14 protein-coding genes are annotated in these 14,665 nt (G+C 70.0%); 7 read left to right on the top strand and 7 right to left on the bottom strand.

All coding sequences use genetic code 11. The features are described from left to right. Window positions 1-46 precede the first annotated feature (46 nt). From ACLZOT_RS05960 to ACLZOT_RS05950, 3 genes are all read left to right on the top strand, one after another. A complete protein-coding gene (locus tag ACLZOT_RS05960) occupies window positions 47-1,045 on the top strand; it encodes an acetylxylan esterase (RefSeq protein WP_416967659.1) in 999 nt (332 codons plus the stop codon). Between the two features lie 198 nt (window positions 1,046-1,243). Next, on the top strand, window positions 1,244-1,759 hold the full coding sequence (locus ACLZOT_RS05955) for a hypothetical protein (RefSeq protein WP_416967658.1): 516 nt from the start codon (window positions 1,244-1,246) through the stop codon (window positions 1,757-1,759). A 60-nt stretch (window positions 1,760-1,819) separates the two neighbouring features. Beyond that, complete coding sequence (locus ACLZOT_RS05950) at window positions 1,820-2,515, top strand: DUF1775 domain-containing protein (protein ID WP_416967657.1); 696 nt, start codon at window positions 1,820-1,822, stop codon at window positions 2,513-2,515. A gap of 293 nt (window positions 2,516-2,808) precedes the next feature. On the opposite strand, the gene ACLZOT_RS05945 is transcribed toward ACLZOT_RS05950, so the two are convergent. From ACLZOT_RS05945 to ACLZOT_RS05930, 4 genes are all read right to left on the bottom strand, one after another. Beyond that, window positions 2,809-3,873 (bottom strand): lytic polysaccharide monooxygenase auxiliary activity family 9 protein, encoded by a 1,065-nt coding sequence (locus ACLZOT_RS05945; protein ID WP_416967656.1) that lies wholly within the window; start codon window positions 3,871-3,873, stop codon window positions 2,809-2,811. A gap of 247 nt (window positions 3,874-4,120) precedes the next feature. After that, a complete protein-coding gene (locus tag ACLZOT_RS05940; protein ID WP_416967655.1) occupies window positions 4,121-5,428 on the bottom strand; it encodes a sensor histidine kinase in 1,308 nt (435 codons plus the stop codon). A 156-nt stretch (window positions 5,429-5,584) separates the two neighbouring features. Further along, window positions 5,585-8,305 carry an aconitate hydratase AcnA gene (acnA, locus tag ACLZOT_RS05935; RefSeq protein ID WP_416967654.1) on the bottom strand — a complete coding sequence of 907 codons (2,721 nt, stop codon included), beginning with the start codon at window positions 8,303-8,305 and terminating at the stop codon, window positions 5,585-5,587. A gap of 199 nt (window positions 8,306-8,504) precedes the next feature. Continuing rightward, complete coding sequence (locus ACLZOT_RS05930; RefSeq protein WP_416967653.1) at window positions 8,505-9,083, bottom strand: TetR/AcrR family transcriptional regulator; 579 nt, start codon at window positions 9,081-9,083, stop codon at window positions 8,505-8,507. 88 nt (window positions 9,084-9,171) lie between these two features. Here ACLZOT_RS05930 and ACLZOT_RS05925 point away from each other — a divergent pair, with 88 nt between their 5' ends. After that, window positions 9,172-9,615 (top strand): anthrone oxygenase family protein, encoded by a 444-nt coding sequence (locus tag ACLZOT_RS05925; RefSeq protein WP_416967652.1) that lies wholly within the window; start codon window positions 9,172-9,174, stop codon window positions 9,613-9,615. Here the strand turns inward: ACLZOT_RS05925 and ACLZOT_RS05920 are convergent. Next, window positions 9,608-10,423, bottom strand: a complete 816-nt coding sequence (locus ACLZOT_RS05920; protein ID WP_416967651.1) for an SDR family oxidoreductase — start codon at window positions 10,421-10,423, stop codon at window positions 9,608-9,610. The genes ACLZOT_RS05925 and ACLZOT_RS05920 overlap by 8 nt on opposite strands. A gap of 133 nt (window positions 10,424-10,556) precedes the next feature. Between ACLZOT_RS05920 and ACLZOT_RS05915 the strand changes: the two genes are divergently transcribed. Beyond that, window positions 10,557-11,456, top strand: coding sequence for a virginiamycin B lyase (locus ACLZOT_RS05915; protein ID WP_416967650.1), 900 nt, complete (start codon window positions 10,557-10,559; stop codon window positions 11,454-11,456). A 70-nt stretch (window positions 11,457-11,526) separates the two neighbouring features. Here ACLZOT_RS05915 and ACLZOT_RS05910 read toward each other — a convergent pair whose 3' ends face one another. Together ACLZOT_RS05910 and ACLZOT_RS05905 are read right to left on the bottom strand one after the other, a co-directional pair. Next, complete coding sequence (locus tag ACLZOT_RS05910) at window positions 11,527-11,754, bottom strand: suppressor of fused domain protein (RefSeq protein ID WP_416967649.1); 228 nt, start codon at window positions 11,752-11,754, stop codon at window positions 11,527-11,529. Continuing rightward, window positions 11,751-12,344 (bottom strand): short chain dehydrogenase, encoded by a 594-nt coding sequence (locus ACLZOT_RS05905; RefSeq protein WP_416967648.1) that lies wholly within the window; start codon window positions 12,342-12,344, stop codon window positions 11,751-11,753. Before ACLZOT_RS05905 ends, ACLZOT_RS05910 begins: the two co-directional genes overlap by 4 nt. A 168-nt stretch (window positions 12,345-12,512) precedes the next feature. On the opposite strand from ACLZOT_RS05905, the gene ACLZOT_RS05900 reads away from it, so the two are divergent. Next, window positions 12,513-14,042 (top strand): helix-turn-helix domain-containing protein, encoded by a 1,530-nt coding sequence (locus ACLZOT_RS05900; RefSeq protein WP_416967647.1) that lies wholly within the window; start codon window positions 12,513-12,515, stop codon window positions 14,040-14,042. Window positions 14,043-14,229: 187 nt separating this feature from the next. After that, entirely contained in the window at window positions 14,230-14,664 is a 435-nt protein-coding gene (locus ACLZOT_RS05895; protein ID WP_416967646.1) for a hypothetical protein, read from the top strand. Window position 14,665 lies beyond the last annotated feature (1 nt).

Below are 14,665 nucleotides of genomic sequence, written 5' to 3'. Positions count from 1 at the left end.
GCTCCGCAAGTTTCCCTTCCGTAACCGAATCCTGCGAGGTGTCGCCGTGGGTGCGTTCGATCTGCCGCTGATTGAACTGGAGTCGTTCCGGCCGCCGTTGGACGAGCCCGCCGACTTCGACTCGTTCTGGCACGAGACGCTGAAGGCCGCCGCCGAGGTGCCGTTGCGGGTCCGCACCGAGCCCGTGCGCAACGGGCTGAAGCTGACGGAGACCTGGGACGTCACGTTCCCCGGCTTCGGGGGGCATCCCGTACGGGCCTGGTACAGCAGGCCCGCCGGTCTCACCGACCCGCTGCCCACCGTCGTCGAATACGCCGGGTACGGGCGCGGGCGGGGGCTCGCCCACGAGCGGCTCACCTGGGTCAACGCGGGTTACGCGCACCTGCTCATGGACAACCGGGCCCAGGGGGACAGCTACGGGAGCGGTGGCGTCGGGACCCTCGACCTCGGGCCGGCTGTCGCCGGTGGGCCGGGAGTTGTCGTACGGGGGCTGCTCGATCCGTACCAGTACCACTACCGGCGGCTCATCACCGATGCGGTGCGGGCCGTGGAGGCGGTACGTACGTTGCCCGGTGTCGATGCGGGTCGGGTCGCCGTCGTCGGGAACAGCCAGGGTGGAGGGCTGGCGTTGGCCGTCGCCGGGTTGGTGCCCGACCTTGTCGCCGCGCTCGTGACCGCGCCGTTGCTGTGTGGGGTTCGGCGGGCGTTGGATCTCACGGATGCGGGGCCCTATGGGGAGATCGCCGCGTATCTGGCTGTGCATCGGGGAGTCGAGGCGGCCGCGTATCGGACGCTGTCCTATGTGGACGGGGTCTCGTTCGCCCGGCGGGCTCGGGCCCATGCGCATTTCGGGACGGGGTTGCGGGACCGGGTGTGTCCGCCGAGTGGGGCGTTCGCCGCGTTCAATCGGTACGGGGAGGTGGGGGGTTCGGAGCCCCGGCGGGAGATTCATACGTACGCGTACAACGGGCATGAGGGTGGGGACGCGGTGCATGTCGCCTTGCAGTTGGAGTGGTTGGCGGGGGTGTTTGAGGGGGTGGGGTGAGTTGATGCGTATCCATGTGGAGAGTGAGTGCTCCATGATGGGCGGGACATGGGTGAGATTCGGTGGGGTTGGCGGTCGGCTGCGGGTTCGTCGTGGTTGCTCGCGCCCCGCAGCGGAGCTGCAAATAGATGCAGCCCCGCGCCCCTGAGGTACGGCGCTGACGCGCCGGTACCTATAGCTCGTGCCGGGCTCTTTGCTGTGGTTGGCGCCGCCCTGGGGGGAACTGCTCACCACCTCATCGCCGAGGAACCACCCCACTGGCAGCGCGTGTTGGTCGGCGCGGCTGTGCTGTTCGTGCTCGGACTGCTGGGCGTCCGGCGCCCCCGGTCCCTCCCTGTCGTCGCGCTCGCCTGCGCTCTCGCTCAAGGCGGGCTGCATCAGTGGCTGGCGGCAGGCCACCACACCAGCGGGCACGCCCACCATGCCCCGGAAGCGCACAGTTCCTGGACCATGACCGCCGGGCATGCCCTCGCCGCCCTGCTTGTCGCCGCCCTGCTCCAACGCGCGGATCGAGTCGTCTGGCGGCTCACCCGAGGCATACGGCACCGCACCGCCGCTCTCAGAGCACTGACGCGATTCACCCCCACCGCCCCTGATGCACAGGTCTTTCCCCCTCTCACCAACCCCCTCCCCCACCGCGCCGGCGGCATGACACTCGCACATGTCGTCGTCCGCAGAGGCCCTCCAGCAGCCAAGTCAGCTCACGCCAACTGACCTCCCCCGGACGGCAATTGAGCCGATCCGCACTGCAACTCTGCCTGGAGAACCCCAACCATGCTCAGGAAAACCCTCACCACCCTCGCCGCCACCACCCTCGTCCTCCTCACCGCCCACTCCGCAGCCGCCCACGTGGAGGTGAAGGCCGACAACCCCCAGGCCCTCGCCCAGAACGTCGAGCTGACCTGGTCCGCCGAGTCGGAGTCGGCGACCGCCGGCATCAAGGAAGTCCGCGTGGTCCTCCCGAAGGGCATCGCCCCGTCCGACGTCACGTTCGCGAGCGGCCCCAAGAGCTGGGCGCTCACGGCGACCTCGGACGGCTTCGCGGTGAAGGGCGCCCCCCTCCCGGTCGGCGAGGACGCCGAAGTCTCGGTCACCGTCAAGCAGTTGCCGGACGCGGAGGAATTGGTCTTCAAGACCCTCCAGACCTACGGCGACGGCAAGATCGACCGCTGGATCGAGCTGGAGGAGCCGGGCAAGAAGGAAGAGGAGGGCGACCACTCCCACAGCGGAAACCCGGCCCCGGTCCTGAAGCTGAAGGCGGCGGCGCTGGTCCAGAACACTCCCACCCCCACACCCACGCCGAGCACCCCCGAGAACACCCCGGCCCCCTCCACGTCCCCGGTGGCCGCTGAGAAGGACGACAACGGCGGCATGTCCGGCGGGACCTGGGCCGCGATCGGCGCCGGTGTGATCGTCGCGGCGGGCGCCGGATACTTCGTCGTCCGGCGCCGGAGCCAGGCGGCCGGCTGACACCGGAACGGGGTCGGACGGCACCCGGCCGCCCGACCCCAGGGCACGTCAACTCATTTGACTTAACCGGCAGTTGAGGCTGTACAGTACAAGCACAACCTCCTCGACAACGTTATCCACCGATGACGTTGCCGACCCGCACTCCCCCAGCTCCGTGTCGTCGTCCGGACGCCGGGGGACCTCCCCGGACGGCCCCCTCCCCCCCCTGGGGCCCGTCCGGATCGCGGACCCGGTGGCACACGGCTCGATGCCACCGGGTCCGCTCGGAGCGCCCCAGCTGTCCGACCAGTTGCTCAGCCGACGCGACAGGGCAAGGACGTCGTACTGTCCGCGTTGGCCCCGGTGACGACGTACCCGAAGGTCGTACTCTGCCCCGGACTCAGCGAGCCGTTCCAGCCCGCGTTGTGGACCATGACGTCCTGGCCGGTATAGGTGGCCGCGCCGTTCCAGAGGCTGTCCACCTTCTGCCCGGAGGCCAGCGTCCAGTTGACCATCCAGCCGAGCATCGGGACGTTGCCGGAGTTGGTGACGGTGACCTCGGACTGGTAGCCGCCGCTCCAGCTGCCCGTCGTCCGGCGGGTTGCGGTGCAGGTGCCCGGCACGGGCTCGTTCGGGTTGCCCGGCTCGTGGATGCCGGTGACCTCGCCGTTGCCGCCGTCGAAGACGACGTCGGAGCAGGAGTAGAAGGTCTCCGCGCTGTCCGAGCGCTGCCAGACCATGTAGATGATGTGGCGGCCCGACTTGTTCGCGGGAAGCGCGCCGCTCCAGGAGTAGTTGGCCTCGACCGTGCCCGGGGAGCCGTTGAGCGCCGGGTGGTCGACGCTGAGGAACGGCGTCGACTCCATGTCGTCCCACGTGAGGGTCTTCGTGGGGTCGAAGCCGTCCTTCGTGACGTAGAGGTAGAACCAACCCGGGTGTGCGGCCCAGGCGTTGTACGAGAAGGCCATCGTGCGGCCGGCCGTCAGGTGGGTGAGCGGCCAGTCGTTGCGGGGTGCGTTGAAGCCGGTGAAGTTCGTGTTGCCGCCGCTGCACAGCTGGCCGTCTGGGACGAAGCCCCGGGTTCTGCCGGCGCCGTCCGAGCGCAGGACGGAGAACCAGTTGTAGAACGGCGTCGTCCCGCTGACCTGTTGGGCGTTTCTGCACGCCGGGTTGATGGGCTTGATCTCGCCGGTGTCCGTCAGGCCGTCCTGCCAGCACAGGAAGGTGCGACTGCCGGGCTTCATGGGTGTGCCGTGGGCCTCCGCCTTGCCGCCGGTCGAGACGATCAGACCGAGGGCGGGGATGACGGCGAGGAAGGAGAAGAGGACGAGGAGGAGGGGGCGGGTGCGGAGATACTTCGATAAGTTTGTCGTGATCATGCCATGCGCGGGCGTGGGGGACATGGTGATGGAGCCGTCCTTTCTGTACGGCTGTGCGGGTATGGGGTGGGGCGATCCTCGATGGGTTCCGGTCCACCGGTGGGAGCGCTCCCACCCCACCTGTGCGGAAGGTAGCGCTGCCGGGCGCCTATGTAAACGGGGGTGAAGCTAATTCGGCGACTGCGGGTGCATTGTGGCTGGTCGCGCTCGCGCGGCGGTAGCCGCATATGGGTACAGCCCCGCGCCCCTAGGTAGGCTGCTCCACTGCCACTTTGACAGCCCCGGAAGTTTCCCTCACCAACGGTAGTTCGATCGTGAACTCCGTTCGGCCTGGCTCGCTTTGGACCGTGAGTACGCCGTCATGGGCCCTGACTATCCCCGCTGCCACCGCCAAACCCAGACCCGAACCCACCTGCGCCCCATGCGCCCGCGCCCTCGACGCATCCCCCCGCGTGAAGCGGTCGAACACCCCCGGCAGAAGACTCCGCGGGATCCCCGGGCCCGCGTCCCGCACCCGGATCACGCAGACGCTCCCCGCCACCCCCACGCTCACCGTCACCCGCGTCCCCACCGGCGTATGCACCCGCGCGTTCGTCAGGAGCTGCGTCACCACCTGGTGCAGCCTCGCCTCGTCCCCCAGGACCAACACCCCCTCCCCCGCCCCGAGTTCGAGCTCCCACTCATGCCCCTCCCCCTCGGTCCGCGCCTTCCACACCGCCTCCGTCACCACCCCCGCGAGGTCCACCTCCGCCTTCTCCAGCGAACGCCCCTCGTCCAAGCGCGCCAGCAGGAGCAGGTTCTCGATCAGCCCCGTCATCCGCGCCGACTCCGCGCTCACCCTCCCCCACGCCAACTCCGCAGGCATGAACCCGGCGTCCCGGCTCATCAGCTCCGCGTACCCGGAGATCGAGGCGAGCGGCGTACGGAGTTCGTGGCTCGCGTCGGCGAGGAAGCGCCGCATGCGTTCCTCGGTGTGCCGCCTCTCCGCGGTCAACCGGTCGAGGGCGGTGGCGAGTTGGCCCGCCTCGGTGAGCGGTGTGCGGGACACCCCCGCCGCTGTCGCCAGGAGCCTGTCCAGGGGCCGGAGTTGACGGCGTATCACCAGCGCGCAGCCGCACGCCGCCGCCGTCAGGCCGACCGCCGCGACGGTCGCCTCGATGAGGAGGAGACCGCGGATGGTGTTCTGGACGTCGCGCAGGGGGAGGCCGGTGAGGACGTTGCCGCCGGGTGCCGTGAGGCGGTAGTCGCCGAGGCCGGGGACCGTACGCGTGTGCTTGCCGCCGTCGGGCGTGATGCCGGTGAGCGCCTCGCGCTGTACGGGGGTGAGGTCGCCGTGTCCGGTGACGTGCGCGGCGAGGACGCGGCCGGTGCCGTCCGTGCGGGCGGCGAGGAGCCCGGCAGGGGCGGCGCCCTGTTCGGCGGCTGCCGTGACGCGGTCGTCCAGGTCGCCGAGCAGGTAGGCGCGTTGGACGAAGACGGTCGTCAGCGCCATCGCCGTACAGACGATCGCCAGCATCGCGCCGACGAGGAGGAGCAGGCGGGTACGGAGCGTCATGTCCCGATCTTGTCCCGGTCGGCTGGGGGAAGCCTGTGGTCGAGCTGAGGCGGGGCGATGTAACGGGGCGGATACGGCGGAAGGGCCGCACCCCCGACATTCGGGGATACGGCCCTCAAGCCCGTAAAGAAGGGCCCAACTGCCTTGCGGTGAGCCTTACTTGCGGATCAGGCTGCGCAGGACGTACTGCATGATGCCGCCGTTGCGGTAGTAGTCCGCCTCGCCGGGGGTGTCGATGCGGACGACCGCGTCGAACTCGACGCCCGTGTCGGTGGTGACCTTGACCGTGGCCGGGGTCGTGCCGTCGTTCAGCTCGGTGACGCCGGTGATGGAGAAGGTCTCCTCGCCGGTGAGGCCGAGGGAGTCGGCGTTCTGGCCGGCCGGGAACTGGAGCGGGAGGACGCCCATGCCGATGAGGTTCGAGCGGTGGATGCGCTCGTACGACTCGGTGATGACGGCCTTGACGCCGAGGAGCGCGGTGCCCTTGGCGGCCCAGTCTCGGGAGGAGCCGGAGCCGTACTCCTTGCCGCCCAGGATGACCAGCGGGGTGCCGGCGGCCTGGTAGTTCTGCGAGGCGTCGTAGATGAACGACACCGGCGCACCTTCATCGGACCGGGTGAAGTCGCGGGTGTAGCCGCCCTCGGTGCCCGGCGCGATCTGGTTGCGCAGGCGGATGTTGGCGAACGTGCCGCGGATCATGACCTCGTGGTTGCCTCGGCGGGAGCCGTAGGAGTTGAAGTCGCGGCGCTCGACGCCGTGCTCCGTGAGGTACTTGCCGGCCGGGGTGTCGGCCTTGATGGCACCGGCCGGGGAGATGTGGTCGGTGGTGACCGAGTCGCCGAGCTTGGCGAGGACGCGGGCGCCGGCGATGTCGGTGACCGGCGTGGTCTCCATCGTCATGCCCTCGAAGTACGGGGGCTTGCGGACGTACGTCGACTCCGCGTCCCACTCGAAGGTGTTGCCGGTCGGGATCGGCAGCGACTGCCACTGGAGGTCGCCGGCGAAGACGTCGGAGTAGGACTTGGCGAACATGTCCTCGCCGATCGCGTTCGCGACGACGTCGTTGACCTCGGTCTCGGAGGGCCAGATGTCGGCCAGGTAGACGGGCTTGCCGTCCTGGTCGGTGCCGAGGACGTCCTTGGTGATGTCCACCTTCATCGAGCCGGCGATGGCGTACGCGACGACCAGCGGCGGGGAGGCGAGGTAGTTCATCTTGACGTCGGGGTTGATGCGGCCCTCGAAGTTCCGGTTGCCGGAGAGGACCGAAGTCACCGCGAGGTCATGGTCGTTGACGGCCTTGGAGACCTCCTCCGGCAGCGGTCCTGAGTTGCCGATGCAGGTGGTGCAGCCGTAACCGACCAGGTTGAAGCCGACCTTGTCGAGGTACGGCGTCAGACCGGCCTTGTCGAAGTAGTCCGTGACGACCTTGGAGCCCGGCGCGAGCGTGGTCTTGACCCACGGCTTGCGGGTCAGACCCTTCTCCACGGCCTTCTTCGCGACGAGCGCGGCGGCGACCATGACGTACGGGTTCGAGGTGTTGGTGCAGGAGGTGATCGCGGCGACGGTGACGGCGCCGTGGTCGATCTCGTACGTCGAGCCGTCGGGGGCGGTCACGGTGACCGGGTTGGACGGGACGCCGTTGGTGGCGGCCGGGGCGTCGGAGGCCGGGAAGGACTCCTTGCCCGCCTCGTCGGCGGTGTCGACGTAGTTGAGGACGTCGGAGGCGAACTGCTGGGCGGCGTTCGCGAGGACGATGCGGTCCTGCGGGCGCTTGGGGCCGGCGATCGACGGGACGACCGTCGAGAGGTCCAGCTCCAGCTTCTCGGAGAAGTCGGGCTCGGCCTGCGGGTCCAGCCAGAGGCCCTGCTCCTTGGCGTACGCCTCGACGAGCGCGAGCTGCTGGGGCGAACGGCCGGTCAGGCGCAGGTAGTTGATCGTCTCGGCGTCGATCGGGAAGATCGCGGCGGTCGAGCCGAACTCCGGCGACATGTTGCCGATGGTGGCGCGGTTGGCCAGCGAAGTCGCGGCGACGCCCTCGCCGTAGAACTCCACGAACTTGCCGACGACGCCGTGCTTGCGCAGCATCTCGGTGATCGTGAGGACCAGGTCGGTCGCGGTGGTGCCGGTGGGCAGCTCGCCGGTCAGCTTGAAGCCGACGACGCGCGGGATGAGCATCGAGACCGGCTGGCCCAGCATCGCGGCCTCGGCCTCGATGCCGCCGACGCCCCAGCCGAGCACACCGAGGCCGTTGACCATCGTGGTGTGCGAGTCGGTGCCGACGAGGGTGTCGGGGTACGCCTGGCCGTTACGGACCATGACCGTACGGGCCAGGTGCTCGATGTTGACCTGGTGGACGATGCCGGTGCCCGGGGGGACGACCTTGAAGTCGTCGAACGCGGTCTGGCCCCAGCGCAGGAACTGGTAGCGCTCCTTGTTGCGGCCGTACTCCAGGTCGACGTTCTGCTTGAACGCGTCGTTGGTGCCGAACTTGTCGGCGATGACGGAGTGGTCGATGACCATCTCGGCCGGGGAGAGCGGGTTGATCTTCGCCGGGTCGCCGCCGAGGGCCGCGACGGCCTCACGCATGGTGGCGAGGTCCACGACACAGGGGACACCGGTGAAGTCCTGCATGATCACGCGGGCCGGGGTGAACTGGATCTCCTGGCTGGGCTGGGCCTGCGAGTCCCAGCCGCCGAGGGCGCGGATGTGGTCGGCGGTGATGTTCGCGCCGTCCTCCGTGCGGAGCAGGTTCTCCAGCAGGACCTTCAGGCTGTACGGAAGGCGAGCCGAGCCTTCCACCTTGTCCAGCCGGAAGATCTCGTACGACTCGTCGCCCACGCTGAGCGTGGCGCGGGCGTCGAAGCTGTTCGCCGACACGACAGTCTCCTTCATTGATGTGCGCGTACCACCGCATCCTGCCGCCACGCCTACTTGGCCGATCCGCTAAGGTAGGGCTAAGTTAGGTAACCCTTACTAGAGGGGGCGGCTCCGGTACGCCTTCGGCAGATATCTCGATGTCGAGATAACTCTAGTACATGGGGGCTGGTTGGTCATGCCCGGGGGGCGGTGAGGCCCGTCATGTCAGGGCGAGCCGGTCCACCAGCAGCTTCAGGCGCGCTTCCGTGTGCTCCGGAGGCAGGCGGCCCGAGCGGGTCAGGGTCGCCACTCCGTGCAGGGCCGCCCAGAACGTCTCGGTGAACAGTCCCGCGGCGACCCCCTCCCCCGCGGCCTCGCCCAGGGACTCCAGGAGGGCGGCGAAGGCGTCCTTCAGGGGTTCCGGGGTGTCGTCGCGGGCGTACGGCAGGCCGCCGTCGAGCTGGAAGATCGCGTCGTAGACCGCCGGGTTGCGTTCGGCGAAGTCGAGGTAGGCGCGGGCCAGGGCGTACACACGGGCGCGCGGGCCGTCCGCCGCGGCCGTCGCGGCCCGTACGGCCGCGGCCAGCTCCGTGGCGCCCTGGAGGGCGACGGCGCCGATGATCTCGCGTTTGCCGCGGAAGTGGCCGTAGAGGACGGGCTGGCTGTACTCGATGCTCTCGGCGAGGCGGCGGGTGGTGACCGCGTCCCAGCCCTGCCGCTCGGCGAGTTCGCGGGCCGTCGCCACGATGAGGCGCTCGCGCTCGGCGCGCTCCCGTTGTTTGCGTTCCTGTACCGACATACCTCGATCCTAGCAGTGCTAGACAATCAAGCAGTGGCAAGTCTAGCGTTGACCCATCAGCTAGCAACGCTAGAAAGAGGGGGTCGTCATGTTCGACGTATTCGACGTACTGGAGATCGTCACCATCGTGGTCGTCGGCGTCATGGTGGGCGTGGAGTTCTCCGTCGCCTTCGTCCTGAACCGGATCCTCGACGCGCTGCCCGAGGACAGCGGGCAGCTCGGGCACGCCCACGGCGGGCGGATGCTCGGCGCCGTGATGCCGGTCTGGTACGTCGGCTCGCTCGTCCTGACCGGGATCTGGGCCGCCGCCGACCGCGCCGGCCTCGTCGCCGCCGCCGGTGCGCTGCTGCTCCTCAGCGTCGTCATGTCGGTTCTCCTGCTCGTCCCGATCAACAACCGGAACAAGACCTGGACCCCCGAGAACCGGCCCGCCGACTGGAAGCGGCAGCTCGACCGCTGGGGCCGGCTGCACCACATCCGCCTCGGCGTCATCCTCGCGGCGTTCGCGTCGCTGGTCACCGCGCTCACGTGAACGCGCCGGCGTTCTCCTCGGCCCACTGCCGGTACGTCCGTCCCGGGGCGCCGGTGACCTCCGGGACCGTCGTGCGGACCCTGAGGAGCCCGTCGTTGACGTCTCCGCCGGTCAGGTCGAGGATCGCGTCCGCCGTCCCCGGGTCCATGGCCGCCGTCATGGCGTCGTGGGCCTCGGCGCGGCTGAGTTCGGTGAGGGCGAGGGGGCGGCCGAGGACGTCCGCGAGGTCCGCGACCTGCTCCCGCACGGTGACCCGGGCCGGGCCCGTCAACGCGTACGTCCGGCCCCGGTGGGCCGGGGTCGTCAGGGCGCGGTGGGCGACCGCCGCGATGTCCGCCGGGTGGATCGCGGGGAGGCCGGTGTCGGCGTAGGGGGCACGGACCTCGCCGAGTTCGCGGATCGCGGGCGCCCACCACAGGGTGTTCGACGCGAACTGGGTGGGGCGCAGGACCGTCCACTCCATGCCGCTCGCCCGGAGGGCCTCCTCCACGGCGCGGTTGCGCCGCGCCTCCGGAAGGTGGGGGTGCGTCTCGACGGTGATCGAGGAGACGAGCACGACGTGCTCGACGCCGGAGCGGCGGGCGCGTACGAGGACCTCCTCCTCGGCGCCGGTTCCCTGGAGCAGGAACAGTGAACGGGCCCCGGTCAGCGCGGAGTCGAGGGACTCGGGGCGGGTGAGGTCGCCGGCCACGGCTTCGGGGAACCCGGCGTGGGCCGCGTCGCGGGTGAGGCCCCGGAAGGGCGTGCCGCGCAGCTCCTTCAGCAGCGCCCGCCCGATGTTTCCGGTCGCGCCGGTCACGAGGATCATCGCCGTGCATCTCCTTGGTCGTCGGTGGAGCAGCACGTTAGGAACTCAACTCGGCTTGAGGTCAAGGCGGTTCGGGAGAGCCCCGGGATAACCGCGAGCGTGCGCCCCCCGACTCCCCCTACGATCACCCCACATGCCCCTCCACATCACCGAATTCCCCGTCCCCGACGCCAAGTCCGGCCCCTACGGCATCACCCTCGGCCCGGACGGCGCCCTGTGGTTCACGATGGTCCACAGCGGGCACATCGGCCGCCTCACCCCGGACGGCGACATCACCACGTACCCGCTCGACTCCCCCGGCACCGGCCCGACCGTCATCACGCCGGGGCCGGACGGCGCGCTCTGGTTCACGGAGTTCCAGGGACACCGGGTGGGCCGGATCACCGTGACCGGCGAGGTGACGTCGTTCCCGCTGCCGACCCCGGACGCGGGCCCCTTCGGCATCGTCGCCGGCGCGGACGGCGCCCTGTGGTGCACGGAGGCGAACGCCGACCTCATCGCCCGCATCACCCCCGACGGGCACGTGACCGAGTTCCCGCTCCCCCTCGCCGGCGCCTTCCCGGCGGGGATCGCCGCGGGCGGGGACGGCCGGCTCTGGTTCACGCTGAACCAGGCGAACGCGATCGGGGCGATGACCTACGACGGTGAGATGACCGTCCGCAACCTGCCCACGCCGGGCGCGGCGCCGGTCGGCATCACGGCCGGGGCGGACGGCGCGATGTGGTTCGTGGAGATCGGCGCGGGTCAGCTCGGCCGCATCGAACTCACCGGCGAGATCAGGGAGTTCCCCCTCTCCGACCCCACCGCACGCCCGCACGCGATCACCGCCGGCCCGGACGGCGCGTACTGGTTCACGGAGTGGGCGGCGAACCGGATCGGCCGGATCACCCCGACCGGCGAGATCACCTCCACCCCACTGCCGACCCCGTCCTCCGAGCCCCACGGCATCACCCTCGGCCCCGACAACTCCCTCTGGACGGCACTGGAGACGGGCAAGATCGCCCGCATCACACCGCCCACGACAGGCTCTTGAGCCCGGCCACTCCACAACACGCCCCGCAGCAGAGGCAGTCACCCATCAGGGAACGAGCCGCGACAGCCCCTCACACCACCGACTCCCGGTGCGGATCCGTCGGCAACAGGGCGTGGTCATCGAAGAGTTGCTCCAGCGCCTCCGTGCCGTGTTCCCGGCGGTAGGCGATCTCCTCGGGGGTGACGGGGAGGGAGTGGCCGGCGTCCAGGGGGTGGCCGGTCCGGTGGTAGACGGCGAGCATCGTCACCAGCTCCACGAACCGCTCGTCCCGGGCGTGTGCCTCCACCGCTTCACTCATACCCTCAACACCCGCCCCGTCATGACCCCTTCGACGGCGTCCACATACGCCTGGGCCACCTCGGCGACAGGCGTCCCGGCCGTCGTCTCGTCGCCGAGGCCCCGCAGCGTCTCCTCCACCCACCCCGGGCTCACCGCGTTCAGCCGTACCCCGCGCGGGAGTTCGTGCGCCGCGTTGGCCACGAACCCCTCCAGGCCGGAGTTGACGAGGGCGCCGAGGGAGCCGTCGGGGAGGGGGGCGGGGAAGGTGCCGGAGGTGAGGGTGACGGAGCCCGCGTCGGGGAGGTGGGCGGCCGCGCGGCGGGTGAGGGCGATCTGGCCGAGGAGTTTGCCGTGGAGGGCGGTGGTGAAGGCGGTGTCGGGGAAGGCGGCCAGGTCCAGCAGGGGGGCGAGAGGGCCGCTCGCCGCGCAGCAGACGACCGCGTCGAGGGGACCCGCCTCCTCGAACAGTGCGTCCAAGGTCGCCGTATCCGCGAGGTCCACCCTCAAAGGCCCGCTCCTCGATGCGCGGAGAACCTCGTGCTCACCCGCCAGCGCCTGCGACACCGCCCGCCCGATGGTCCCCGTCGCCCCGATCACCAGTACACGCATGCGGCCGAGGATGTCAGAGGACGCCGGATCGGGGTACCCGATCACGGCACCGCGACAGCCGTAACGGCATTTCAGGCATAAGCCCATAAAGGCAGATCAGAGCCGCCTCGTTCACCCGAACGGTCCACCCGTCGGGCGGCATCTCATATCTGAGATAACCTCAGCCTCATGGCAGACGACTACCTCGTACGCATCGGCAAGCTCATCCGTGACGCCCGTCAGCACCGCGGCTGGACACAGAGCCAACTGGCGGAAGCGCTCGGCACGAGCCAGAGCGCTGTCAACCGGATCGAGCGGGGCAACCAGAACATCAGCCTTGAGATGATCGCCCGCATCGGTGAGGCCCTCGACAGCGAGATCGTTTCGTTGGGATACGCGGGCCCGATGCACTTGAGGGTCGTCGGCGGCCGCCGCCTCTCCGGCGCGATCGACGTCAAGACGAGCAAGAACGCCTGCGTCGCCCTGCTGTGCGCCTCGCTGCTGAACCGGGGCCGTACGGTCCTGCGCCGCGTCGCCCGCATCGAGGAGGTGTACCGCCTCCTGGAGGTCCTCCAGTCGATCGGCGTCCGCGCCCGCTGGATCAACGACGGCGTGGACCTGGAACTCGTCCCGCCCGCCGAGCTGGACCTCGCGGCGATCGACGCGGAGGCGGCCGTACGCACTCGCTCGATCATCATGTTCCTCGGCCCGCTGCTGCACGAGGTGCACCGCTTCAAGCTGCCGTACGCGGGCGGCTGCGACCTCGGGACGCGGACGATCGAGCCGCACATGATCGCGCTGCGCCGGTTCGGGCTGGACATCGCGGCGACGGAGGGGCAGTACCACGCGGTCGTCGACCCGACGGTCCGCCCGGACCGCCCGATCGTGCTGACCGAGCGCGGGGACACGGTTACGGAGAACGCGCTGCTGGCCGCCGCCCGGCACGGCGGGGTCACCGTCATCCGCAACGCGTCGTCCAACTACATGGTCCAGGACCTGTGTTTCTTCCTGGAGGCGCTCGGCGTCAAGGTCGAGGGGATCGGTACGACGACCCTGACCGTGCACGGCGTGCGGGACATCGATGTCGACGTCGACTACTCCCCCTCCGAGGACCCGGTCGAGGCGATGAGCCTGCTGGCCGCGGCCGTCGTCACCGAGTCCGAACTCACCGTGCGCCGGGTGCCGATCGAGTTCCTGGAGATCGAGCTCGCGGTCCTGGAGGAGATGGGCCTCGACCACGACCGCACGCCCGAGTACGTCGCCGACAACGGCCGCACCCGCCTGGTGGACCTGACCGTACGGCCCTCCAAGCTGGAGGCGCCGATCGACAAGATCCACCCGATGCCGTTCCCCGGCCTCAACATCGACAACGTCCCCTTCTTCGCGGCGATCGCGGCGGTCGCGCAGGGCCAGACCCTCATCCACGACTGGGTCTACGACAACCGCGCGATCTACCTCACCGACCTCAATCGCCTCGGCGGCCGCCTCCAACTCCTCGACCCGCACCGCGTACTGGTCGAGGGCCCGACCCGCTGGCGGGCCGCCGAGATGATGTGCCCGCCCGCCCTGCGCCCGGCGGTCGTCGTCCTCCTCGCGATGATGGCGGCGGACGGGACGTCCGTCCTGCGCAACGTGTACGTCATCAACCGGGGGTACGAGGACCTCGCGGAACGCCTCAACTCGATCGGGGCGCAGATCGAGATCTTCCGGGACATCTGACGAGGCAGCGGCCGCTCCGGGCGAACGGGCGTTCGTCCGGAGCGCAAGACGTACGCCGTCACCAAGGAGTGCGCGCTCCCTCAACTGTCCGAGGCATGCGTAAATCGCGCCGCCGGCCAGCGGTCGACGGTCTTCCGGACTCACACTGCACCTGGAGACGAGGATCTGTTCCCGGGGGTTGCTGAGTATGGAACCGCTCGCCCTGAACACGGTGGCCGGCTGGCTCGCCGACTACGCGGCGCAGGTGGCAGGAGGCGTCGTCGACTCGGCGGTGGCCGATGGAGTGCGCCGGCTGTGGGACGCGGTCGCGGCGCGCTTCGGCGGCGATCCGGTGGCCGAGGGGGCGCTCGACCGGCTCCGTGAGCAGCCGGAGAACACCCGGCGGCAGGGGGCCGTCGAGGATCACCTCGAAGAACTCGTGCGCAGCGACCCCGAGTTCGCGCGCACGCTCGCCGAACTGGTGCGGGCGCTCGGGGAGGAGTCCGCCGCCGAGGGCAGCACGCACGTGCACGGCTCGGGTGCCGTGGCGGCCGGGCAGGGCAGGGTCAGCATCAGCGGCACCTACGCGGGCGGCAGGGACGTCCACGTGCACGGGGTGACGCCGCCCGCCGGGAACGAGTGAC

Origin of the sequence: Streptomyces sp. 4F14 (genome assembly GCF_048159485.1) — a bacterium.
In the GTDB taxonomy this organism is placed as follows: Bacteria; Actinomycetota; Actinomycetes; order Streptomycetales; family Streptomycetaceae; genus Streptomyces.
Note: the sequence above shows the minus strand (reverse complement) of the source record. Positions and strands in the feature narration are given on the sequence as shown.